At 59.9% G+C, this 22,661-nt stretch carries 19 protein-coding genes and 1 pseudogene; 8 read left to right on the top strand and 12 right to left on the bottom strand.

Features of this window, described 5'->3' with window-relative positions:
* Nucleotides 1–99: 99 nt before the first annotated feature.
* Nucleotides 100–603: a DUF4411 family protein gene (locus tag AC1Z3O_RS19615; RefSeq protein WP_483517363.1), complete on the bottom strand. Its 504-nt coding sequence runs from the start codon at nucleotides 601–603 to the stop codon at nucleotides 100–102.
* Entirely contained in the window at nucleotides 600–1,676 is a 1,077-nt protein-coding gene (locus tag AC1Z3O_RS19610) for an ImmA/IrrE family metallo-endopeptidase (RefSeq protein WP_483517362.1), read from the bottom strand. The genes AC1Z3O_RS19615 and AC1Z3O_RS19610 overlap by 4 nt, the downstream gene beginning before the upstream one ends.
* 429 nt (nucleotides 1,677–2,105) lie before the next feature.
* Here AC1Z3O_RS19610 and AC1Z3O_RS19605 point away from each other — a divergent pair, with 429 nt between their 5' ends.
* A complete protein-coding gene (locus tag AC1Z3O_RS19605) occupies nucleotides 2,106–2,948 on the top strand; it encodes a hypothetical protein (RefSeq protein WP_483517361.1) in 843 nt (280 codons plus the stop codon).
* Nucleotides 2,949–3,278: 330 nt separating this feature from the next.
* On the opposite strand, the pseudogene AC1Z3O_RS19600 reads toward AC1Z3O_RS19605, so the two are convergent.
* Nucleotides 3,279–3,476, bottom strand: a pseudogene (locus AC1Z3O_RS19600) (aquaporin family protein); the annotation flags it as partial.
* A 171-nt stretch (nucleotides 3,477–3,647) separates the two neighbouring features.
* Here AC1Z3O_RS19600 and AC1Z3O_RS19595 point away from each other — a divergent pair.
* The 6 genes from AC1Z3O_RS19595 (at nucleotide 3,648) to AC1Z3O_RS19570 (ending at nucleotide 11,649) form a co-directional block, all read left to right on the top strand.
* Nucleotides 3,648–3,875, top strand: a complete 228-nt coding sequence (locus AC1Z3O_RS19595) for a hypothetical protein (protein ID WP_483517360.1) — start codon at nucleotides 3,648–3,650, stop codon at nucleotides 3,873–3,875.
* A 150-nt stretch (nucleotides 3,876–4,025) separates the two neighbouring features.
* Entirely contained in the window at nucleotides 4,026–4,280 is a 255-nt protein-coding gene (locus tag AC1Z3O_RS19590; RefSeq protein WP_483517359.1) for a DUF4258 domain-containing protein, read from the top strand.
* Nucleotides 4,281–4,294: 14 nt separating this feature from the next.
* Nucleotides 4,295–6,073: an N-6 DNA methylase gene (locus tag AC1Z3O_RS19585; RefSeq protein WP_483517358.1), complete on the top strand. Its 1,779-nt coding sequence runs from the start codon at nucleotides 4,295–4,297 to the stop codon at nucleotides 6,071–6,073.
* 33 nt (nucleotides 6,074–6,106) lie between these two features.
* Nucleotides 6,107–8,461 carry an EcoAI/FtnUII family type I restriction enzme subunit R gene (hsdR, locus tag AC1Z3O_RS19580; RefSeq protein WP_483517357.1) on the top strand — a complete coding sequence of 785 codons (2,355 nt, stop codon included), beginning with the start codon at nucleotides 6,107–6,109 and terminating at the stop codon, nucleotides 8,459–8,461.
* Between the two features lie 12 nt (nucleotides 8,462–8,473).
* A complete protein-coding gene (locus AC1Z3O_RS19575; RefSeq protein WP_483517356.1) occupies nucleotides 8,474–9,943 on the top strand; it encodes a type I restriction-modification system subunit M in 1,470 nt (489 codons plus the stop codon).
* Nucleotides 9,940–11,649 carry a restriction endonuclease subunit S gene (locus tag AC1Z3O_RS19570; RefSeq protein ID WP_483517355.1) on the top strand — a complete coding sequence of 570 codons (1,710 nt, stop codon included), beginning with the start codon at nucleotides 9,940–9,942 and terminating at the stop codon, nucleotides 11,647–11,649. Before AC1Z3O_RS19575 ends, AC1Z3O_RS19570 begins: the two co-directional genes overlap by 4 nt.
* Nucleotides 11,650–12,835: 1,186 nt before the next feature.
* Here the strand turns inward: AC1Z3O_RS19570 and AC1Z3O_RS19565 are convergent.
* From AC1Z3O_RS19565 to AC1Z3O_RS19555, 3 genes are all read right to left on the bottom strand, one after another.
* Nucleotides 12,836–13,378, bottom strand: coding sequence for a hypothetical protein (locus AC1Z3O_RS19565; RefSeq protein WP_483517354.1), 543 nt, complete (start codon nucleotides 13,376–13,378; stop codon nucleotides 12,836–12,838).
* Between the two features lie 100 nt (nucleotides 13,379–13,478).
* Complete coding sequence (locus tag AC1Z3O_RS19560; protein WP_483517353.1) at nucleotides 13,479–14,108, bottom strand: hypothetical protein; 630 nt, start codon at nucleotides 14,106–14,108, stop codon at nucleotides 13,479–13,481.
* 1,194 nt (nucleotides 14,109–15,302) lie between these two features.
* Complete coding sequence (locus tag AC1Z3O_RS19555) at nucleotides 15,303–16,232, bottom strand: viperin family antiviral radical SAM protein (RefSeq protein WP_483517352.1); 930 nt, start codon at nucleotides 16,230–16,232, stop codon at nucleotides 15,303–15,305.
* 181 nt (nucleotides 16,233–16,413) lie between these two features.
* On the opposite strand from AC1Z3O_RS19555, the gene AC1Z3O_RS19550 reads away from it, so the two are divergent.
* Nucleotides 16,414–19,137: an ankyrin repeat domain-containing protein gene (locus AC1Z3O_RS19550; RefSeq protein ID WP_483517351.1), complete on the top strand. Its 2,724-nt coding sequence runs from the start codon at nucleotides 16,414–16,416 to the stop codon at nucleotides 19,135–19,137.
* A gap of 376 nt (nucleotides 19,138–19,513) precedes the next feature.
* On the opposite strand, the gene AC1Z3O_RS19545 is transcribed toward AC1Z3O_RS19550, so the two are convergent.
* The 6 genes from AC1Z3O_RS19545 to AC1Z3O_RS19520 form a co-directional block, all read right to left on the bottom strand.
* Nucleotides 19,514–19,759 (bottom strand): hypothetical protein, encoded by a 246-nt coding sequence (locus tag AC1Z3O_RS19545; protein WP_483517350.1) that lies wholly within the window; start codon nucleotides 19,757–19,759, stop codon nucleotides 19,514–19,516.
* Nucleotides 19,760–19,919: 160 nt separating this feature from the next.
* Nucleotides 19,920–20,333 (bottom strand): putative phosphothreonine lyase domain-containing protein, encoded by a 414-nt coding sequence (locus tag AC1Z3O_RS19540; RefSeq protein ID WP_483517349.1) that lies wholly within the window; start codon nucleotides 20,331–20,333, stop codon nucleotides 19,920–19,922.
* Nucleotides 20,334–20,501: 168 nt separating this feature from the next.
* Nucleotides 20,502–20,744, bottom strand: coding sequence for a hypothetical protein (locus tag AC1Z3O_RS19535; RefSeq protein WP_483517348.1), 243 nt, complete (start codon nucleotides 20,742–20,744; stop codon nucleotides 20,502–20,504).
* A 31-nt stretch (nucleotides 20,745–20,775) separates the two neighbouring features.
* Nucleotides 20,776–21,240 (bottom strand): hypothetical protein, encoded by a 465-nt coding sequence (locus AC1Z3O_RS19530; protein WP_483517347.1) that lies wholly within the window; start codon nucleotides 21,238–21,240, stop codon nucleotides 20,776–20,778.
* A gap of 10 nt (nucleotides 21,241–21,250) precedes the next feature.
* Entirely contained in the window at nucleotides 21,251–21,664 is a 414-nt protein-coding gene (locus tag AC1Z3O_RS19525) for a hypothetical protein (RefSeq protein WP_483517346.1), read from the bottom strand.
* Nucleotides 21,665–22,014: 350 nt separating this feature from the next.
* Nucleotides 22,015–22,521, bottom strand: a complete 507-nt coding sequence (locus tag AC1Z3O_RS19520; RefSeq protein WP_483517345.1) for a DUF6471 domain-containing protein — start codon at nucleotides 22,519–22,521, stop codon at nucleotides 22,015–22,017.
* Between the last annotated feature and the right edge of the window lie 140 nt (nucleotides 22,522–22,661).

Here is a 22,661-nt window from a genome sequence, read left to right as displayed (position 1 = left end):
CTTAGCCGGCGCCCGAAATAAAGCCCCCTTGAACGTGTTAAAGGGGGCTTTTTTCGTCACTCGGGGCCGTGCATTTTGGCATTGCACCGGCGTGTTTCATCAGGCTCGTTGAGCGAGCACAAGCTCGGCTCCAAGTTTTTGCATGAGCTCGAAGGTGTTGATCCAGGTGACGCCGAAATCCTTGCAGATGTTCGGAATGAGAAATTTCTTCTTGATGTCTGCGTTGAAGCTTTCATGCGTCACAACAACCGCATCCGTCGCCATTGCTTTTGCAATCAACCAAGGATCTGCTCCTCCCATGAAGTCATCAAAGGCGCCGACTTTCATGGCAGGCGCCTTTTGTGCGACGAGCTCTGCAATCTCGGCGAAGGCGCGCTGGGTGGCATCGTCGTCAACTTCGATAAACAAGTCGGCATTGTCTTTCGCCCATGTCGCAAGCTCATCGTTGCCCTTTTTAAGCTCCTCCCCCACCAGCGAGATGCTCGCGACCTCCAACACTAGATTTTGACTCGCGATCCAGTCCCAGAAGCCTGGACAGAACTTCATGTTGTAGTAGCGGTTCTTCGCCTCAATCAGGGTATTCGAGTCGAGCAGGTAGTTCATTCAGTTACGCTCGCGCCGTAAGTCTTGAGTTTGGACGGTTGGATGCCGAGCAACTTGGCTGCGTCGCGTAGAAGCATGTTGCCTCGCATAGCTTCAGCAATTACGGCTCGGCTGAATCTCGCACTATTGCGAGCTCCGGCGTTTCGATAGTAGTCGCCACCACTCTTTTCCTTCCCTCGATACGCCTCAAGCTCGGCGAGGTAGTACGCACTGTAGGCATCCTTCGATACGAAGCCCAAATCAGTGGCACGCCGCGCTATGACAAGCTTACTGACCTTGAACGCATCGGCTAGCGGTAAAAGGTTCTGCAACCAATCTACAGAGGCATCCCACTTTTTACGGAATGCCACTTCAGGTACCAGAAACTCGCCGGCGACCGCATTGCAGAACACCTCCTCACGGCGCGAGGTGTTGACCGATAAGCTAGAAATACCGCTGCTATTTATCCAAAGATGAGTCAACTCGTGGACTAGTGTGAACAGTCTCGCAGTCGGCGCGTCCGCAACGTTCACGAAGATGATAGGGGCTAAGGGGTTGCTGACAGCAAAGCCTCGGAACTCACCGACGTCCAGCCTTCGATGGGTGTTCGAACCAACGATACCGCTGCGCATAACGAGTATGCCTACCGTCTCTGCAGCCTTAATGATTCCACGGAAAAACTCGTCCTGGTTTGGCCGCGGCTCTCCTACGCCAACTTTTAGCGTATTCCGCATGTCAGCAACGACGTCTTTGATCGAGCTCCGAATGGTGAACCTGCCGACAAATGGAAGCGGCGGAGATTCGTGTTCGTTGAGGTAATCGATGTACCAGCTTTGCTTCCAGAGCACGTCTTTGACCGTGTCAACAAGTTCTATGCTCGGTTGCTCTGGTGCGAGATTGCCAATCGTTCGCAGATCGGGCAGAGGTAATTCTTCAGCCGGCGGCTGCTTGAGGAATAGAAATCCGAAAGGAATATGGGCAATGGACGCCCACTTCTGTGCCTGCTTGAACGTCGGTAGGCTGTCGCCCGACTCCCATTCTTCAACTCGCGCAATCTTGACTGCGATCCGATCTGCGACGTCGTGTTCACTCAACCCCGCTCGCGAGCGGGACCACGTAAGCATGGCGGGGTTGACGAATGCGCTACTCATAGACCGGGATGGTAGTTCACTTGGCAAAGATCCGTCTATCTTGCCGAAGTGGGGGGCCTCCACTGTCGCCTGCACGAAACGAACTTCCACACGGTCCGTCCATAGTGGCAGCTCCGGGTAACCAATGTCCCCCCATTTGCCGGGTACTTCAGCAGATAAGGGAAGCTAGCCATCTTGTAGAGATCTCCTGAGCGGCTCGGTCTGGCGCCCTGCGAGCTCTTCAGATCTAGCCCTGTCACCCAGCCCCCCCTCTGCCGCGCACGTCAAGCCCTTCTTACGGAGGGCGATAGCGCCTGATTTCATTATTCAGAATGATAATGTGTCGCAGATCGCTCGCCGGTTAGACCCACGATAATGGAAAGGGGTGAAATTATGAGCCTAGTAGTACTAGCAATCGGAGCGCTTCACGCAATTCCTCCCATCCTTGGCGCAATCTGGGGCAAGTCCAGGACCGGCGTAATGATCGGAGCCGCTGTAGGCGCCCTCATCGCGTTCGCCATGGGAAATCCCATATTCGTTTTCGCGGACTTGCTTGGGCTCGCACTCGGGACGAAGTTGGGTCTATCTATCGTCAAATGGCTGAAAGCCGGCAAGCAATCTGACGGGCAGCCAGGCCGGCACCTCCAGGACCTCGCGGCATTTGCGACGGATGGAGCGGAGGTTGTCGTGGCTAGCGCGACGGCAACTGGGCGAAAGCTAGGGAGCGGCCTTGTAAGGATCGGCAAATGGGCCCTCTTCGCGGTGATCATGCTTCTGATGCTCGTCGAGCAAGGGGTCATCAAGGATCTCATGGCGCATCGGGACCCGCCGCCTGCAGTAAGCTCAGCGAGTTACAGTGCGCCAACGCCAACGCCAACGCCAACGCCAACGCCAACGCCAACGCCGCCAGGTACAGATTCCTCAATTGACTACTACAACGCGGCGGTGTCGCGGCTGGAGCGGCAATACCCGCAAATCGACCCAAACTCGCCCCTCTATCAAGTGACGACCACCAGGCAGATCCGGGTCAGGAGAGACGAACTCATTGCGCAAGGCGTGCCGAGAATCGGCGCGCTAGAGCAAGCGGTTAAAGAGGCCTTTGGTGCACCCGCTGTCAAGAGTTCACCGCCTTCGGAGAAACACAGCGCAGTAAAAAAGGTAACCGCTGCCGATCGTGAGCGGCAGCGAAGAGTCTACGAGGCTGCGGACGGCCTAGGTACCTATCACGGCTACTGAACAGACTGCGGCATCCCCGCAATGGATGCGACTGTTGCCATTCCCGTCGCAGTGATCGCACATTCCGTGCGGCTCAGGTCGCTGACGAAGTCGATGAGGCCAGCCGCTATCCGCTGACCTAAAGAGAACGGTCTTAGCCAGTGGCAGTTTGAATGCCCGCTTAGGGTCGCCAGCCGCCGGTGACCGCCCTCGGCCATCGAGCGGTGAGCTGACGGCGGAGTTCGGCCGTGAAGGGGCCCTCGTCCCATGCGTCATCGAGACATTCACATGGCAGCTCCACTCAGTAAGCGGTCGTTCGATCGCTGAAGTGGCGTCGCATCATGGGCCCCGCCCCGCCAACTGGACCGTGATGTTGGGGACCCGCGCCGCGCCCGGTAGCTCGCCCCACAACGCCATCACTGAGCTGACCGCTGAATTGAAATGCGCGCCACTTAGCGGCCCAAATACTTCAATCAGATCATAGAGGCCACCTGGTGTGGCTTCTGTGTTGGCTTACAGCGCTACCGCGACATTCCCGCCATTTCGACGCGCCACCGAAATCGGAAGATTTCACGGCAATGCCCACTGCATGCCGTGAAGCGCGCAACACGCGGGGCATTCAACCGTTTCCGCATTCCGACTTACGCCAAACATCGGGCCTTGTGGACTCTGGCTGGTTGCCCCCGGAAGTGGAATGCCGCGGCTGGCCATCTCTTCCCCATGAACCAGGAACAGGCCATGAAATGGATGGAGGAGCACTGCAACCACAAGATAGAAGGCTACATCGACGTCCCGGAAGCCGGAGATCCGAGCACCACGCTAACGCTACGCATGGACAAGACGTTGAAAATTCTTCTCAATGCCGCAGCCATCAACGCCATCAACGAGGGCGTCTCTATGAATGTCTGGTGCGTCCGGGTCTTGGCGCAAGCCGTCGCCCAATCTTAGTGCCTTACGAGGCACTCGCCCACCCCAGGAGCTGGACTGGCTCCGTCAGAACGCATCAACTTGGGCTTCAATTCTCGTTTTTGTAATTAAATTACGTTTGTTGTTTTAGAAATTACATCATATGATTAGCTCCACCAAGAGGAGCGCTGGATGCGACACACTAATCACATCAAGCAACGCATGTCCCAACGCGGCATCACCCAAGACATGGTGGATCTGGTGCTCGCGCACGGCGTGGCGGATCAGGACAAGTACGTTTTAGGACACAGGGAGGCTCGCCGTCTGTTGGAAGCCATGCAGCAGACGGAGCGGGTTCTGAAGAAGATCCTGGACAAAGGCGGGGTAACGGTCGTTGCAGCAGGCGAGGAACTAGTCACGGCGTACAACTGCGAACGCCGCCACTAAAGGGAACTCAGTGGATGAAAGACATTGTTTGGGGGCTGGTTGAGTCCTTACGCGGTCAATTAGACAACGCCATTGCACTCGAATTGGTGCTGCAGGTTCTCGTTTGGGAGAAGTGGTCGAGCGATGGCAAGCTGCCGCCGCCGCTGTGTCTTACAAGGAGTGAAAGGCCGCAGGACTATGTCGAGCGCTGGCAGCAGCTCAGTAGTCAAAATGGGGACCTGCGGCGAGCCTTTCCCGACGATAAGGAAGGCTCTCGCTTGAGGGTAGCCGGCTTACAGGACCTCGTGAATCTCGTGCTGCAGTTGCGCGACACCGGGGTACTGCAACACCTGGACATCGCAGATGTCGTCACTGGACTGGCAGGCAGCAGGGGGGATGGCGAACTGTTCTATCCACCTGAACTGGCGGATCTGATGCTGACCCTTGGCCAGTTGCAGGCCGGGGACACGCTCTATACGCCTTGGGACACCGGCGCGCAACTGAGCGTAAGAGGAACGCGCCAAGGGGCCGCCGTTTATTTGGAATCGCCCCTTCCATGGCGGGTAACATTGCAGATCGGACTGCTGGCCGACGGGCCTTTGACCGTCGAAATCGGGGACCCGATTCGTTTTCCCCAAGCCATTGAGGGGGGGAAACCACGCCAATTTGATGTTGCCATCGCCTTCCCCCCCTTGAACCAACGCTATGAGCGCGAGGTCGCCGAGCAGGACTGGTTCGGCCGCTTTCCGGAGAAGACAACTTCCGGGACGATCCTGTCGATTCGCCACCTGTTAGCTCAAACTCGCCGACGCGTGGCGGTCGCGCTGACACCCAGCTTCATGTTCGGCCGAGGCGAGGCGGCGCTGCGCATCGATCTGCTGCGACGCGGCATGGTGCAGGCCGTGGTCGCCCTGCCCAGCGGCATTCTGAGCGGTCCACAGGTTGCCATCGCGCTGCTGGTGCTCGATCCGCGTGGAGGCCATCGCACAGTGCGCTTCGTCAACGCCGACAATGAGCGATTTGTGGAGCCCCTGTCGAAGGCGCGTTCCAGGCTGACCAATACCTCCATGCTCGGCGACCTGATTCTGACGGAAGCTGCAGACCCGGATGTCATAGTGGTATCGGTTAAGGAAATTCTGTTCAACGATGCCCAGCTTCAGGTCAGTCGTTACGTCGTGCCCCCCCCACAGCAGCGGCTGCGGGAAAAACTCGCCCACGCCGAAATGGTCAGGCTAGGCGACCTGGTGACGACGCTTCGGCCGCTGGCGATCAAGTCCCTGGACAGCGATGACGCCGCGTCGGCCTGGGAGGTGGGACCAGCCGACCTGCCGGCCTACGGCTACATTCAGGACGCCAGCCGAGCGGTCAGCCTGCCGCGCGAGATTGCGCAGCAATGCAATGAAAAGCAGTTCCTGCTGCCGCACGACATCGTCCTGATCGTCAAGGGCGGGGTGGGCAAGGTAGGGATCGTGCCGCCCGAGGTCCCGCCACCGGGCGAAGGCGGCTGGGTCGCCGGGCAGTCGGCAATGGTGCTGCGCGTCGACCCGGCGGCTGGCACCGATCCGCGCGCCCTGTTCCTGCAACTGCGCTCGCCTCTCGGGCAGGCGCTGCTGCAGGGCATTGTGTCGGGCGGTGCCACGATGCAGATGATCAACCTGTCGGAGCTGAGAGCCCTGCAGGTACTGCAACCGAGTTTGACAGAGCAGAGAAAGGCCGGAGCGGCATTAAACAAAGAGGCAGAGCTGCAACAGGAGATCGATGGGTTGCGCAAACAGCAGGCGCGGGTGACCCTCGAACTGTGGCCGCTCGACTGAAGCGGCATTGGCGCATAACGCGAAGGACAGAACATGAACAAGAAATCGCTTTCCGAACGGGACATCTGCACCAAATTCATCTCGCCGGCCATCGTCGAAGCCGGATGGGACCTGCACACGCAACTGCGTGAAGAAGTGTCCCTCACCCATGGCCGGATCATCGTGCGCGGTAAGAAAGCGAAGCGCGACGAGGAAACCATTTCCCGTGCCGACTATGTCCTGTCCTTCAAGCCCGGTATTCCGCTGGCGGTGGTCGAGGCCAAGGACAACCACCACAGCGTGCGTGCCGGCATGCAGCAGGCGCTGCGTTATGCCGAGATGCTGGACGTGCCGTTCGCGTTCTCGAGCAACGGCGATGGCTTCGTCTGGCACGACAAGACCGCGCCCGATGGCGTCGTCGAGCGCGAGATCACGCTGGCGGACTTTCCGCCCCCGAGCGTGCTGTGGCAGCGCTACCTGGCATGGAAAGACATCGCGCCGGACGCCGTGCCGGTTTTCGCCCAGGACTACCATCCCGGGCAGCCCGTGCGCTATTACCAGGCAAACGCCGTCAATCGGACCATCGAAGCGGTGCTCAAGGGTCAGAAGCGCATCCTGCTGGTCATGGCCACCGGCACCGGCAAGACCTTCACCGCGTTCCAGATCATCTGGCGCCTGCGCAAGGCGAAAGTCGCCAAGCGCATCCTGTTCCTCGCCGACCGCAACATCCTGGCTGATCAGGCCAAGAACAAGGATTTCGCCCCCTTTGATAAGGCGATGACCAAGATCACGAAGCGGACGATTGATAAGTCTTACGAGATCTACCTGTCGCTCTACCAGGCCGTCACCGGGACAGAAGAAATTCAAAATATCTACCGCCAGTTCAGCCCGGAATTCTTCGACCTGATCGTGATCGACGAGTGTCACCGCGGCAGCGCGGCCGAGGACTCGGCCTGGCGCGAGATCCTCGACTACTTCAGCTCGGCGATCCACCTCGGCCTGACCGCGACACCGAAGGAAACCGAGGAGGTGTCCAACATCACCTATTTCGGCGAGCCGGTCTACACCTACTCGCTGCGCCAGGGCATCGACGATGGTTTCCTCGCCCCCTATAAGGTAATTCGCGTCGATCTGGACAAGGACCTGGGTTGGCGCCCGCCGGTGGGCACCATCGACCGCCACGGCCAGGTCGTCGAGGACCGCATCTACAACCAGTCCGACATGAACCGCACGCTGGTGCTGACCCAGCGCGACGTGGCCGTGGCGGCGCGCATCACCGAATTCCTGCGCGCGACCGATCGCATGGCCAAGACCATCGTGTTCTGCGAGGACATCGATCACGCCGAGCGCATGCGCGAGGCGCTAGCCAATGCCAATTCTGATTTAGTTAGCGCCAATTCGAAGTATGTGATGCAGATCACTGGGGACAACGACGAGGGCAAGCTCGAGCTCGACAACTTTATCAACCCACGCAAGCCCTACCCGGTGATCGCGACCACATCGAAGCTGCTGACCACGGGGGTCGACGCCAAGACCTGCAAGCTGGTGGTGCTCGACCGCACCATCAAGTCGATGACCGAGTTCAAGCAGATCATCGGCCGTGGCACGCGCATCGACGAGGAGCACGGCAAGCTCTGGTTCACGATCCTCGACTTCAAGCGGGCCACGGCCCTGTTCGCGGACCCGGCCTTCGATGGGGATCCGGTCGTGGTGTATAACCCTGAGCCGGGGGGGCCGGTGCTGCCGCCGGACGATGTCCCGCAAGGCCCTGGTGCCGGTGGCGATGACCCGGACGGCAAGGACGGGAAGCCTGGCAGCTTCGACGATCCGTGCGAACCGACCGGGCCCGGCCGTACCCGCTACGTACTGGATCACGTGCCGGTGCGCGTTGCGCACGAGCAGGTCCAGTACCTAGGGCCCGACGGCAAGCTGATCACCGAGTCGCTGCGCGACTTCACCCGGATCCAGCTCAACAAGCGCTACGCGTCGCTGGAAGGCTTCCTGCAGGCCTGGAATGCGGCCGAGCGCAAGGCGGCAATCCTAGCCGAACTGGAAAAACAGGGGGTGCTGTTCGAGGAGCTGGCTGAGATGGCCGGCAAGGAGCTTGACCCTTTCGACCTGATCTGCCATATCGCCTTCAATCAGCCGCCGCTGACGCGACGCGAGCGCGCCGAGCGCGTCAGGAAACGCAACGTCTTCGGCCAGTACGGCGAGACCGCCAGGCGCGTGCTGCAGGCGCTGCTCGACAAGTATGCGGATGCCGGCATCACCAATATCGAGCAGATCGAGGTGCTCAAGCTCGCGCCGCTCAATGAATTCGGCTCGCCCGTCGAGATCATCACCGCCTTCGGCGGCAAAGCGAAATACCAGGCCGCGCTCCAGGATCTGGAACGCGCCCTCTACCAATAACGACGCATCCCCATGACCATCAGCACCACCTTCATCAAGTCCGTGCAGGACATCCTGCGCCAGGACGCCGGTGTCGACGGCGACGCCCAGCGTATCTCCCAACTGAGTTGGCTGCTGTTCCTGAAGATCTTCGACGACCAGGAAACCGAGCTCGAACTGCTGCGCGACACATTCCGCTCGCCGTTGCCGGAGCGGTTGCGCTGGCGCACCTGGGCGGCCGATCCAGAAGGCATCACCGGCGACGAACTGCTCGAGTTCGTCAATGGCGACCTGTTCCCGACCCTCAAGGCGCTCGATGCCGACGAGAAGCGCAGCCCGCGCGGCTTCGTCGCGCGCGAGGTGTTCAGCGACGCCTACAACTACATGAAGTCGGGCCAGTTGCTGCGTCAGGTGATCAACAAGATCAACGAGATTGACTTCAACAACCGCAGCGAGCGGCACCTGTTCAACGATCTTTACGAGAAGATCCTCAAGGACCTGCAGAGCGCGGGCACGGCGGGTGAGTTCTACACGCCGCGTGCGGTCACGCAATTCATGGTCGACCAGGTCAACCCGCGCCTCGGCGAACGCGTGCTCGACCCGGCCTGCGGCACCGGCGGCTTTCTTGCCTGCGCGATCGAGCACCTGAAGCCCCAGCGCCAGCGGGCCGACGACGACATCGTGCTGCAGAACGCCATCAACGGGGTCGAGAAGAAGCAGTTGCCGCACCTGCTGTGCAGCACCAACATGATGCTGCATGGCATCGAGGTGCCGTCGCAGATCCGCCACGACAACACGCTGTCGCGGCCGCTGATCGACTATGGCAACCGCGATCTGGTCGACGTGATCCTGACCAATCCGCCGTTCGGTGGCACGGAAGAGCCGGGCATCGAGGCCAACTTTCCGGCCGACGTGCGCACGCGGGAAACGGCCGACCTGTTCCTGGTGTTAATGATCGAGCTGCTCAAGCACAACGGGCGCGCTGCGGTGGTGCTGCCCGATGGCACGCTGTTTGGTGAGGGCGTGAAAAGTCGCATCAAGGAAAAGCTCCTCACCGAGTGCAACCTGCACACCATCGTGCGGCTGCCCAACGGCGTGTTCGCGCCCTACACCGGCATCAAGACCAATCTGCTCTTCTTCACCAAGGGCACGCCCACGCGCGAGGTCTGGTACTACGAGCACCCCTACCCCCCCGGCTACAAGAGCTACTCGAAGACCAAGCCCATCCGCATCGAGGAGTTCGCCCCGGAAAAGGCCTGGTGGGGCAGCGAGGCCGATGGCTTTGCCAGCCGTGTGGAGAACGAATTCGCCTGGAAGGTCGACATCGACACGCTGAAGGCCAACGGCTTCAACCTCGACCAGAAGAACCCGCACCAGGGCGAAGCAATCAGCCACGACCCAGATGAACTGCTCGCCCAGTACCGGCGGCTGACCGACGAGGCGCAGGCCTTGCGCGACCAGCTCAAGGGGATTCTGGCCAACGCACTGGAGGGCCGGGCATGAAGCTCAGCGATGGCTTTGAATGGCTGGCCACCGCGCCCGGTGGCATCGCTCGTCTGCGCGAACTGATCCTTGCTATGGCAGTACAGGGCAGGCTGGTAACCCAAGATGCTGATGACGAGCCGGCGGGCAATCTGCTTGCTAAGATTCTGGCCGAAAAAGAAGGAAGAATTGGGGCCGTCACGTCGGGGCGTAGCAAACGAAAGTCGGAGCGCGAGCAAGAGGAGAGGCCATACGAGCTTCCAAAGTCGTGGACGTGGGCGCGACTCTCGGATCTCACCTCCGTCTTGAACGGACGAGCGTATGCCAAGCACGAGCTGCTAGAGGCTGGTGAAGTGCCTGTCCTCCGCGTGGGAAATTTGTTCACTTCGAATCACTGGTATTACTCTGATTTGAAGCTTGACGCCGACAAGTATTGCGATCCAGGCGACTTGCTATATGCATGGTCGGCATCCTTTGGCCCTTTCATCTGGTCTGGTCCGCGAGCGATCTACCACTATCACATTTGGAAACTTGTCCCGCACTCAGATGTACACCTGAATAAACACTACCTGTACACGTTCCTTCAAGAGAAGACCCAAGAGATCAAGGCCTCTGGTCATGGCGTTGCCATGGTGCATATGACCAAGGAGAAAATGGAGAAGATCCTTGTCCCGCTTCCTCCACTGAATGAGCAAGATCGTATCGTTGCCAAGGTCAACGAACTGATGCAGCTTTGCGACGAACTGGAAGCCCACGGACGCCTGGAAGCGGAGCAGCACGCCCGCCTGACGGCGACGCTGTTCGAGGCGCTGGCCGCGAGCGAGTCGGCGCATGCCCTGGCAGAAAACTGGGCCCGTGTCGCCGCGCACTTCGACCTGCTGCTCGACCGCCCGGCAGCCGTCGATGCGCTCGAGCAGACGATTCTGCGGCTTGCAGTGGCGGGGATGCTCGTGCCGCAGGATTCTAAAGAGGAGGCCGCCAGCACTCTGATCCAAGAAATCCGCGCGCAGAAGGAGCGCCTTGTTATTGAAGGCAAGATCAGGCGAGAGAGGTCTTCTGCTTCTGCCCCCCCTGAGGACGAGGAGCCCTACGAAGTTCCGGTAGGATGGAAGTGGTGCCAGTTAGATCAGATCGCCGCGGTGGGAACGGGTACGACTCCATCACGAGACAGACCGGACTACTTTGCTCCCCCTACTGTCAACTGGGTCACGAGTGGTGAAACTGGCGCGCCCTTTATCGCATCCACAGCGCAACACGTTTCTGATCTAGCCTTGCGCGAAACAAGTTTGACGGTCTATCCCGTGCACACGTTGATAGTTGCGATGTACGGCCAGGGCAAAACGCGGGGGCAAATCTCTGAGCTGTTGGAGCCGGCAGCTACCAACCAGGCCTGCGCTGCCATCGTTCTGGTTAATGGCGAGGCTCACCACCGGAAGTACGTGAAGCTTTTCTTCGAGAAAAGCTATGACGAGATTCGCGAGCTAGCAGCGGGAGGCGCGCAGCCCAACCTGAATGTTGGCAAGGTAAAAGCAACTCTCATCCCCTTGCCGCCGCTAGCAGAGCAAGAACGCATTGTCACGCGCGTCGAAGAACTGAGACGTTTGTGTGCCGACCTGCGCGCGGGGCTAACGGATCGGCAAACCTGCCAGGCCCGATTCGCCGAGGCGCTGGTCGCACAGACGGCGGCGGCCGGCCCCGATGAGGGCAGCCTGGCACTGGCGGCCTGATCGCTGCGGGCGCCGGGCCCCTGCCGGCCGCCCTCTTCCCCAATCTTTACCCCTGCAACAATCCTTCGTTCACCAAGCGAACCGGTGCGAGCCGGCTCGGCAAACTCGCGATAAAAGCCGGATTGATCCGACGGTTACTTTCGCAGCCCAGCGGCTAGCTCTTTTCCGAGGGCAATGGCGCCCTCCGCGTTTAGCGCACGAGCTGCTCGGCGCGATCCGCGCACCGGCACAGATGGAATCAGGTGGAGGGGGCGCGTTATTGCTTGCTCGACGGCGGTGGCCAGCTCTGGGTCGAGGATCAGACCGGCGGGCAGCCTGCCAGCATTTGCACGCGTTGCCACAATCCATGCCTCGAGTACGTCATCGCGAACGTCTGCGACGGCGTATTGAATGTAGTGGAGACGTAGACGTAGGCACCTCGCGTGTCGGCGCATTGCGCGTCGCCGATTGCGTGCAGAAGCGGAGTTCATCGGCCACCCAAGCGATGTTGCTTTGTTCGCAGCCATCTTAACGCGGCCGCGCACTCTCCAAAGGTCCTATTGGCTCGTGCAAGTATCCGGGCAAGGCGAATGACTTTGTCGGACCGCTCGACCGGCCATGTGCATGCCCCCGCGTTTGGAGTGGGACGATGTCCGCGATCTCCTCCCATGCGAACCCGGCGTCGTGCAGCCGGATGATCATCTCCGACGGAAGTCGATTCTGTACCAATACCGTCAGATCAGCTTCCGACTGGACCGCTGACCAGTAGCAGCGCAAGATCAGAAAGATAGCGCTGTTCAAGCGAACGCCGGATGGGCGCGCCTGAGGTGTTTCGTGATCGTCGCGAACGGTTCCTAGCCAGTTTTCGCCGGAGCACCTTGCGGCGGCGAGGTCGTAAGCTCCTCCACTTTTTGGAACTCTTCACGGAGCCTGTAGGCCGAGTGGCCAGCCACACTGCACCCGCCGTCACAGACCCTAATATGGGGCGGATAGGAAGAGGATGTCCTGCATGCTGGCCCCAATCTACACGCAAAGCTCACGAAGACGGTATGCGATCCATTCTGCTTCTCTGCGCGAGATTCGCCATCCTATTGGCGCGCGTAGATGCTTGCTTCCACGCGAGCACTGGCCGCTTCGTGCTGCGAGCCGACATTCAAGTACCACGCGAGAGTCGCGGCGCGTTCTCGGGACCGCCTACGACGAGGGGTTAGGCGTCTACGAATGGCTGCCATCGATTTAGGAAGTGCGAGAACCGCCTGGTGTCGTTCCTGTAGGATCCGTCGCAAACCTGTTCCAACTCCTCTTTGTTTAGACCACGTGTTTCCCAGCACTCTTGCTGCCGAGTGACCCAGAAATAGCTCTGTATTGTCTCGGCGTCCGGCGCGATGTGCTGGTACCGGCGTGCCAGTTCCTTAGGTTCGATGATGACAAAATCATAGCTTCTACGAGTGAACTCGCAGAGGACAAGCACCCAGTAGTCGGCAGTACTTCGAGCGATCTTCTCCAGGTCGAAGCGCCACCAGCCGCCCGACTTAATCGCGTGGGTGGCATTTCGATCCCGCCCGGTGGCCAAGTGGTCCTTTGAGAACTTGATCTGCAATGAGGCTACCCTGCGATGGGCTTTGTCTGTCACGAGCAAATCCACGCCTTCGTCTTTCGAGGGGATCCAAACTCTTAGATCGCGAAAGTGCTCTTCGATGTAGTCGCCAACGATGTATTCGCCTGCATGGATAGTGAACAGTGGTCGCATTCGGATGCCTAACGTTGGTGCCGGGATGGGTGCCGCGGCAGGCGCGGCACCCCGCGAGGGCTAGCCTCATCCGCCATGGCGCCCCGGCGCAAACGAAGAGTTAGTGCTCGCTCTTATAGAGCCGAAGCAACAAGTTGTCGAGGCCACGCGGAAGCACAGTAATGCCGAACTCCTGAGCGGTGTGTTCTTGTAGGCGCAGGCACTTTAACGCGAACTTTCCGTATTCCAAGTCGGCGTCCACCGGAGTGACGGGCGCTCGGCCCACGAGGCGCGATAGCTTGCGCATTGCCTCGACAGCTCGCGTGTCGAAGATATAAAAAAGGTGCGGCAAGTGGAAGTGGAGGTACTTTGATGCGAGAGAACGCTTCTCCAATCCACTGATTTGACCGAAAAGCGCGGTGACTTGCGCGTGTGTTCGAAGAATGTGGGGTAGTGAGTCGGCGCTCGGATGAGAGAATTTGGCTAGCTGCTGTAGCCATTGGTCAATTGGAGACGCGACGATCTGCGGCGCCACAACGTCAATGTAGAAGTCGTCATTGTCTTCTGCCCTGCCGCGTCCGCGCTCAATCGCAGCGGCGTAGGAGCGGCCGATGAGCCATACCTTGGCAATGACTCCCGCGCCGTTCGCGTGCGTTGGATGCGCACGGCAGAGGGAGTAGAGGACCTCGTTGCCGAGATCCCATGGTGACGATGAGCATGCGTCCTGGAGAAGTGTAGCGTTGAGCGACATGCGAGACCTAGCGCGCTTTCGACGGCACATGTTGCCACAGGCAGGTGGTTCTTCCTAGAACTGGCCAGGTGCAACCTGACTAGATGACGATCGCCGGCGCATCGCGGACGTCCGCTTCTGCGAGGCGCGAACTTCTGCTGGGTCGCGAAGCGCCGACAGCAAACTGCTGTGCGGATAGGCGTCGGTTGGATCGGATCATTGGCGCTCACTGTCCCTGGTGTACGACGCCCACTTCGATGCAACCTCAGCGTTGGGTGAATGCTCATGCTATTTTGGCGTCAGGCAACTTCCAAAGAACTCGCACTATGGTCTACCCGATTGGAGTTCACGTCGCCGCAGTCGACGGCGGACTTGGCGTTCAGTTCCAGTATGTCATTGGGGGATGGAACCAGGCCTTCGTGGTCACGCGGGAAGCGCTGGAGGACCACCTTGGTCTGCAAATAGACGTTTCGGAATCTTCCGCCCTGGACGCAAACATGCGATCTGCGTTCTTTGCGGCGTGGGAGCGAATCCGGAACGTTGCCGCCAGGAGCCGGCGCATGCCGTCAGATAAGCCAATCGTTTTGACCGGCGACGACTTTCGAAAATAGTGTGGCGTGGAGGCTGCCGCGGCCGCTGCCAGCCAACCGTCCACGCGTCGCCCCACCAATTATCGGCATTTATCCTGGAACGATAAATCGTTCGCAATTCGAACGTGCCGTACTCTCCCCAAACGAAAGAGACGTCCGTCACCGGCCATTCTCGGCCATGCGTCCCTACACCGTCGGAGGGCCGAGTCGGCCGAGTTTCCGCCGTTCACTCTTGACGTTACTACGGCCGTTGCCAGCCCGGCTACGGCCATCGCGCTCCCCCGGGTCGAATGAGGCTACTTCTACCCCAGCGGGCCGGCAAATTGGGCCGACGGTTAGATGGGTCCGTATGCGTGACCGCCGCCCTCATCATCGAAGATTAAGCCGGCCAGCCACAGTCGCGGCCCGGCCTAGCCGGAGCCCTCGCCCCTGACCCGACGCGCCTTGTTCACGTCGCCCTTGAAGTTCAACCAGGCCCGCCGATCGCCTGGGGTGCACGGGACAATCACCGCGCCTTGCCCAGACGGGTGCAGCAGGCGGCCATGTCTGCCTCCTCGCCTGAATCGCCAGCCCTCCTTGACGAGTCGGCGCACCAAGACGTCAATCTCCTTCCCCGTGGAATACTTCATCGCTCGGTTTCCGTCGAAGAGTATCGAGCCAGGTATCTCGACGACGACAGCGCCGTCTGCGCGAATGCCGCGGCCGCGCCGACGCGAGGAATCGGCAGACTGTAGCGGTACCCGCCGCGAGCATCCGCGTTCTGGAAGAAGCGCCCGAGCGGATCGATCATGATGTACGACTCGGTCATGTCGGAGTTGTCCTCCACGCGCAGTGGCAGGCCTTGGCCGGAATGGCGTTGCACGAAGGCGCAGAACTGCGCGTCGGAGACGGCGAGATCGGTGGTCACGATCGGAAGCATCCGGAGCACCTTCCACTTCCCCGGGGCCAGTCTTCTGATCTGCGGCGTCATGTCTTCGTCGCAGTTCAGGGCGTTGACCACTGTGTTGATTTTCAGGCGAAGTCCCGGGTTGATCCGACGCGCGGCCGCCAGGCTTGCTTCCAGCGTGTCGGGCGCTAGCTGCCTCCCTCGACGGTCTAGACGACCGATTTGCCGATTGGTCACCCTGCATGCGGAGTCCAGACTGACGCCAAGCAACGACAGATGCTCGGCCAACCCTTCGGCCAGCACGGGCGTCAGCAAGCTGGCGTTCGTGATGATCGAGACGCCAAGCCCCAGCTCGCGCGCAAGCGCCGCGATGCGCAGGACCTGCTGGCCATACAGGAGCGGCTCGCCGCCGGCGAGGTTCAGGCGGACGGACGTCCAATCGATGGCACCGGCAAGCGGATGGGCGGCGCTCCCGGGGGCAAAGTAGGCGCTGAGTTCCGGGAGCAGGCGCGTCGTGCCGGCCCAGTCGTGGATCAGTTCACGCCGGGACTCGGGCTTGTCCCACTTGGCGTAGCAGTAGCGGCAGGCATAGTTGCACGCCTCGGTCACATGCCAGTTGATGACCAACTCACGCGAGATGGACTGACGGTCTTTTTCGGCTTGCAGCAAGGGGGATCTCCGGTGGGTGGTGGGTCACCCCAGATTGCCAAGAGCCGTCTCGCCCCGAAATGAACTTGCCCGTCCCCTCCGTTTGCAGCGGGCCGAAAACATGGGGGACGCGAAAGTTCATTGGCTTCCTTCCCTCCATCGCAGAGAATGAGGCTTGTAATCCACTTGTCAGGACGTTTTCATGGCCACCCTCCCGACCTTCGAATCCGTGCTGCTTGAAATCAGCCAGTGCCTTGGCCTCAAGCGTCGGCCGACGAAAAAGCAAGGTGAGTTCGTCAATCTCGAAATGACGCTCGAGAATCACCTGGACATGGTGGCAAGCGAGCTCCAAGGGATTTTCGATGCGCTCGAGATGAGCGACGCTGCCCGCCGTGACGCCTTTCTCAACCTGAGCGACTGGACGGGCTTCCAACGTCTCCTTGCTCAGAATGTCTGGACATTTGACGCCAGCGCTCGGCAAGTCGTCTGGCATCTGTGCGCTTTCACGTACGCTCCGGCGGCCGGACGCTTGATCGCAAACTGGAATCTCGGCGAAGCCTTTGACCACGGCATGCCAGGCGGCGAGTTCTGGTTCCTTCCTCACGTCGACCAGAAGACGAAACAACTTGCCCTACCCATGCAGCAGGTGGTCGACTGGATCATCGATCTTCTCGGCTTGCCGATGGATCAGCTCGCAGCGAATCTGGGCAGCGCGAAGGGGCGCGCTAGCGGCAAGCAGGATTCGATGGAGCGCTCACTCTACAAGTGGAAACATGGGACGATCCCCCAGGTCAAGACGATCGAGGAATATTTTCCGAATGATTCCGCTTTGAACTTTAAAGGCACCTTCGAGGTGTCCGCGGAACTGCCGCACGAGGACCGGTTCGCCGCCGCGCTGGCTTTCGTTGATCGCAAGCGGCTGGATCCCCAGGCACTGCGCTCGCAGATCCCGATGACGCAGCCGGGCCGCATCGAAGCCATCATGAACGGCCAGGCGTCGACCGAAGAAAAAGCCGAATTCGTACGACTGCTCGCGGTTCGCTATGGCAGGCCGTCGATGCGAACCATCCGTCAGCGCCTTCGCATCGCCCGTGCGGTGCAGGATGGCTACAAGCGCCTCGTCGAGTTTCTGTGTCCGGACGTTGATTTCACCTGTACCAATGCCAATGAGAACAAGGTCCTGCAACTCTTCGCCCTCGTCCAGTTCAGCTACAACCTGACCGTCGAGGCCTACAAACGCGCCGACTTCGAAACAGAACAGAACGCGTGGTTCGAGGCTCATCTGCCGCCCGAGGATCAAGCGACGCTTTTTCAGTCGGTTTTGCCTTCGCACCGACCCACCGCGCATACCGAGGTCGGCGATCTGCTGACGCACCGCTTCGCCAAGCTGGACCCGCAGGCGCCCCTTGACGACTTTTTCGCGCTGGATAGCGCGGACTGGCCCCGCGTCGCCCAGACGAAGATCTCGCTGATGAACGACTTTTTCAAGGTTCTGCAACGGGAGCTTGAACTGAAAGACCTGTTCCGCAGGCATTCGCCGTGGCGCCTTTTGCAGACGGAATCTGACTACTCCGTGGTCAGCCAGTTGGCCTTGTCCGACGACATCTCGCCGAGGGCGCGGGAGGCCGCGCTTGTGCGACTGCGTGAAGTCGCGAAGTCACCCGAAGAGACTGTCGGCGCGATTGTCTGTGCACTCGGAAGTCTGATCAACTGCGACATCTCGGACAGGCCAGGCGACGTCGAACAGCGCGTCGAGGCGCTGCTGGAGGAAGCCGAGAGCAGCCCCGGCCGAGATCTTTGGGCGCTGCCGCTCCTGCAATATCGCGCGAAGCATTGTCTCGCGCGCAACGAATTCCGCAAGGCCGCCGAGTTCTTCAAGCAGGCAGTCGACCGTGGCTTTGAGCGCAACTTCGGATCGATGATCGGCGAGGCGGCGCATGACCTCTTCGCGACGCTCGTCGCGGACCGGCGTCTCATGCCCTCCAAGCATGAACGACAGTACCGCATCATGCTGATGCACAACATGATCGAAGGCGACCCCATGAACATCAGCATTGAGGAGGTTGCGAAGCAGGTCGCCGAACACTTCTGGGACGACCTCTACAAGCCATATCCGGGCTATGCAAGGCGGCGCCCGCTCATCGCGGACCAGGCAAAGACGTTCATGAGTGAAACATTCCGGATGATCGAAGAAGGAGACTGGGACAGCCTTCAGCGGTGGTTCGACAGCAATGCCAAAGCGCTTCACGATAAGCAGACGGACAGCGTACGCGGCGATTCTGTCCTGCTGATCTGGCTGAAGTTTCTCAACATTTCCGACGCGAACATGCCGCTCCTGAGCGCCCTGCTTCCGGACGAACTGGCCGGCGATGTCGCTAAATTTGCCGCGCACCTCGAACGGCGCCGCGACGCGATCTGCCTTCTGCTCAAAGCGTGGCCTGAACAAGCGAACCTGGCGGATTTCAAGCGGCAAAGCCCGCTCATGCTGGCGGCGGACGCCGGCGACGTTCAGATTGTCGGTGCGCTGCTCGAAGCCGGCGCTGCTGTTGACCAGCAGGACTATCTGGGCAGGACGCCGCTGCACGCCGCGGTAAGGGGCGGCTCGTCCGAGTGCGTCGTTGCCATTCTCGCGCGCATGCCAGAGTCGCGGAACGTCGAGTATGGTGAGCGCAACAACGCCTTGCACACCGCCGTCAGGCTTGGACGTACCGAGATCATGCCGCTTCTGGTGGAATATGATGCTGGCTTGCCCTACCAAGCTAACGCGCATGGACTGACATCGCTCGCACTGGGCGAGCAGATCCTGCGTGACTGGTCACACTTCACGGCGGCAATGCACGATGAACAGGTGCAAATCCCGGACCGGAGCGCCTACGTCGCCTGCATCGAATACCTGCGTGGCGTGACCGACAACAGCCAGGAATAGCCACGTCTGGGCGCCCTGCCGACTGGAGTGACTTCCAGATCCGTCGGCGGGGCCGTTTTGAGGACGTTGTCTCGAATGCCGCGGGCGTGGAGCCGGGACGCCTGCTTCCTCGCCAACACATCCACAGCGCGAGGCGTGGGTGGCAGCTATTAGGCTGGCTTCGGCCATCCCCTAATCCAAGTCGAATGGCGCTTTCTCGACCATCACAGCCAACCAGGGTAGTTGTGTCGAACGTCGCAGAAGGGTCGCGAAGCGCCGGCCAGCAAACTGCTATTGAAGCCGATACCCGGTACAACGGCGACCACCGGCGTTGCGGGATCTCACACATCGGGTCCGTGTGCATGATTGCTCGGGCATGTCGGCGACCTCTTGCTGCTCAGCGCTTCTTGGGTCCTGAAATGGGGTGAAGGTCGTCGCATTCATCCAATCCCTCCGACTCTGAAACTTCGCCCGCCTTACCAGCGCGTCGTGGTTGCGCCCTGCGATAGGCCTCGACGGCTGTGGACAGCACATACGACACTCCATCCTTTACAGTTACCTTTCCTAGCGCCCCGCTTTCCATCAGCGTTAAGGCGTACGGGATGCTGATGGACAAGCGCTTCGCCACGTCGACAAAGTTCATTGGGTCGTCGTCATCTATAACCTGGGCCGGTTCGCGTAACGTACGTTTTCTGCTCTTAGGATTCGCCTGCTGTCAGCGCTTTGGGGCGCCCTCCTTGGGGTTCTTGCGTGCGAGCCGTCGTTGTTGGATCGTCTCAGGCTGCGGCCAGGCTTTGCTCTTCTCAAAGCTTGAGAAACCACTCGTTCGGCCCGTACACGCCGTTCGCGGTGTCTACGTCCCGCTTGTACCCGAGTCTCTCTTCGAATCCAGCGAGGCGGAGAATTTCCCTGGATTCGAGCAGCGCTCCCATATCCGACCAATCGGTCGTGTACACACAGATGACGAAATCGGAGTAGTAGCTACTCGACGCTGCTGTCGAGGACTTTGCACAGGGAAATTGCCCGGCCGCTACGAGCGCCTGGACGGTCCGCCACGCGGCGTCGATGCTCTCGCGTGGCTTGAAGACGCACCATTTGCCTGTACGGTCATTCGAATAGAAAGCATCGATACCAGGTGCCGCAGCGTATAGCCACCGACAATGGAGTACCTCTGAAGGGACGCTTGGTCGCCCGGACTGCTTAGCTGCGACGTTCATAGTTGTTCTCCTTCAGGGTGAACCCCAAGTTGGTCGCGTGAAGCTCGGCTGCGATGCTGCATCCGTTAGCCGCAGCATCGGCCCTCGGCGCAATCAGTCGATGCCCGTTTAGCACTGAGCATGGCAACCGCTTGATCTGGACGAGAAGTGATCCAATTCTCGAGGCGCTTACGTTAGAGAATTTTCTGTTGAGGATCGGGTGAGTTCAGGGCAGTCAATCGCGGCCGCCGCGCTCTCCCGCGTCATGCGTTTTTGGCCAATTGCATGATCGATCGCCATCGCGATCATCGCGTTGTAGGGCATCATTTGCGCATCCGGGTTCCCAGATCCTCTCGTAGACATTCTCGGTGCCGCATTCTCCGTGCCGACCTCAATGCGCGGGCGTGGCTTACGGCGTCCGACGATCTTCATGGCTATATCCCATCCGAGAGCCGGTGAGATCCTATGAGCGAAGCCCCGTGTGTTTGCAGTGCCCGTGCACCTTCACGGTAGATCGCTGCTCCCGTACGGCGGCGCCACTGCGGCTCGCGGGCGGAGCTACCCGTGCCCCGAAACCGCCAGCCCGCCAAGTTGCCCGTAGTCCTGCCGAAATCCGAAACGCGCTTCCAACGGGCTTTGAAGCGAGCCCGCACGAATAGATCTGGCTCAGGTCCATCAGCCGCGATAGTCTGTCGTCGAACGCGACGTATGGCGCCACCACCGCATCGAGCCGACTGGCGGCGTGCTCACCAAGAAGGATGAACTCTGCACCGCTCCAGGAGACACCGGTCTTGTACATTGCGTCATAGAACAAAATGGCAGGACTCACGTACGGTCGATTGTCCTCAAGACGGTACCCCGCGAAGTGAATGCTGCCTGTCGATGTGGCAAACACCCGCCAGTTTGTGAGTTCAGTGATATCGGTCATTGAGGGCTCCTTAGTCGAGGCCTTCTCCGTCCAACCCATTGGAGGAGTCAGAAGAGGAATCGCTCTCGTCGTGGAAGTGATTGACTTGGTGTGCGCGTGCCCCGTTCGCGGCAATGCCATCCACATCCGTTTCAACGGGCGCGCAGCCGTACATCGCCGTGAACAGGTCGGACGCGTCGTCGTCTGCAGCAGACTCACCTAGCAAGTGATACTCCCGGCCGGAGAGGGTGAATCCTGTGCACGATGCCTCGTCAAACGCGACAATCGCACTACTAACTCGGGCACAGCCCTCCTCGATGCTCACCCCGATGAAGTGCTTTGTCCTGAAGGGCGATTGAACGATGCGCCAGTTCACCAATGCGACGACGGGTTGCAAGTCGACAGGGGGTGACCTGTTGATAGGTCCCTTGAATTTCGTTTCCATGATGCTCGCAAGGGACGCCAGACGTTGCGGCTCAGCCGAGCAGCCTCTCTGACGGCTCGTGGGATGGCTACGGAGGACCGTGTGGAACTGCAGCGGTTGGCGGGGGAGGTAGACGGCTACGCAGTTTCGTTCTACTTATCGCGTAACGATTGCATCAAGAACTGATGCAAGACGGACTATAGTCCACCGTCCAGCGAAGTCAAACGCTGATTTGCAGACTCCGCGGCCGAGGTTGCTTGACACATTGCCTCTGGGCCAATGTGTAACCATCGCTTGAAATTGTCGTGCTTCGCACTACGATGGTGGTGAGGGTTATCCCATACGTAGATGCTTAACAACTCCGGCGATCGCTACGCGGGCAACGCCTCTTCTGCGGTACGACGGATGTCGGAGAGATCGACGAAGCTTCCGATCTCCGGGATCTGCAATACCAGACAGAATTGCAGAAAGAGCACGAGTGAGAACGTGCCTTTGTCCACAGCGACCTCCGTCGCTGGCGGATCCAGTGCCATACCGCTTCGGATGAGCGCGGCACAAACTTCTTGTACGGACGCGGCGTTCGCGCGCAGTTCGGCTCGAATAATCCTGGATGAAGCATCGTCCCAGTTGGCGCTGCCCTCGATGACGTGCTTCCAATGAGCAGGATGGTCGGAATCGACTGCACAAAGGATCTGCAGAAAGAAGCTGAAGCGGAACGAACCTCGCAGCAGCTTCCCTTCGACCGCGCGGGCCGATTCAACGACGCCAAGGGACGCGAGGCGCCGAATCAGCTCTTCGTGTGTGACCCCCTTTCGAACGAGTAGTCCGCGAGCTGTGCGCGACGCCAGGCGAGTCCAAGCAGATTCCGTATGGCTCACGAGTTCTTCCCTCGAAACAGGACACGCAGACTTGGAGTCTTTGAGTCAAACGCCGCCCCTTCCAACGTCGCGACAGCAAAGTCGGAATGTGAGACGTCCCGATTCTAATCCCGCGCTTGACGCTTTGGCGATGACCGTAA

The organism is Cupriavidus sp. 09_S30, from assembly GCF_056930435.1.
The sequence above is the reverse complement of the archived record's forward strand: the minus strand, read 5'-3'. Positions and strand labels throughout refer to the sequence as shown.

What these genes read in the sequence shown, in the direction of transcription:
- AC1Z3O_RS19615 (WP_483517363.1), bottom strand. Translation starts at nt 603, where the DNA reads ATGAACTACCTGCTCGACTCGAATACCCTGATTGAGGCGAAGAACCGC.
- AC1Z3O_RS19605 (WP_483517361.1), top strand. Translation starts at nt 2,106, where the DNA reads ATGAGCCTAGTAGTACTAGCAATCGGAGCGCTTCACGCAATTCCTCCC.
- AC1Z3O_RS19595 (WP_483517360.1), top strand. Translation starts at nt 3,648, where the DNA reads ATGAACCAGGAACAGGCCATGAAATGGATGGAGGAGCACTGCAACCAC.
- AC1Z3O_RS19590 (WP_483517359.1), top strand. Translation starts at nt 4,026, where the DNA reads ATGCGACACACTAATCACATCAAGCAACGCATGTCCCAACGCGGCATC.
- AC1Z3O_RS19585 (WP_483517358.1), top strand. Translation starts at nt 4,295, where the DNA reads ATGAAAGACATTGTTTGGGGGCTGGTTGAGTCCTTACGCGGTCAATTA.
- hsdR (WP_483517357.1), top strand. Translation starts at nt 6,107, where the DNA reads ATGAACAAGAAATCGCTTTCCGAACGGGACATCTGCACCAAATTCATC.
- AC1Z3O_RS19575 (WP_483517356.1), top strand. Translation starts at nt 8,474, where the DNA reads ATGACCATCAGCACCACCTTCATCAAGTCCGTGCAGGACATCCTGCGC.
- AC1Z3O_RS19570 (WP_483517355.1), top strand. Translation starts at nt 9,940, where the DNA reads ATGAAGCTCAGCGATGGCTTTGAATGGCTGGCCACCGCGCCCGGTGGC.
- AC1Z3O_RS19565 (WP_483517354.1), bottom strand. Translation starts at nt 13,378, where the DNA reads ATGCGACCACTGTTCACTATCCATGCAGGCGAATACATCGTTGGCGAC.
- AC1Z3O_RS19560 (WP_483517353.1), bottom strand. Translation starts at nt 14,108, where the DNA reads ATGTCGCTCAACGCTACACTTCTCCAGGACGCATGCTCATCGTCACCA.
- AC1Z3O_RS19550 (WP_483517351.1), top strand. Translation starts at nt 16,414, where the DNA reads ATGGCCACCCTCCCGACCTTCGAATCCGTGCTGCTTGAAATCAGCCAG.
- AC1Z3O_RS19545 (WP_483517350.1), bottom strand. Translation starts at nt 19,759, where the DNA reads ATGAACTTTGTCGACGTGGCGAAGCGCTTGTCCATCAGCATCCCGTAC.
- AC1Z3O_RS19540 (WP_483517349.1), bottom strand. Translation starts at nt 20,333, where the DNA reads ATGAACGTCGCAGCTAAGCAGTCCGGGCGACCAAGCGTCCCTTCAGAG.
- AC1Z3O_RS19535 (WP_483517348.1), bottom strand. Translation starts at nt 20,744, where the DNA reads ATGAAGATCGTCGGACGCCGTAAGCCACGCCCGCGCATTGAGGTCGGC.
- AC1Z3O_RS19530 (WP_483517347.1), bottom strand. Translation starts at nt 21,240, where the DNA reads ATGACCGATATCACTGAACTCACAAACTGGCGGGTGTTTGCCACATCG.
- AC1Z3O_RS19525 (WP_483517346.1), bottom strand. Translation starts at nt 21,664, where the DNA reads ATGGAAACGAAATTCAAGGGACCTATCAACAGGTCACCCCCTGTCGAC.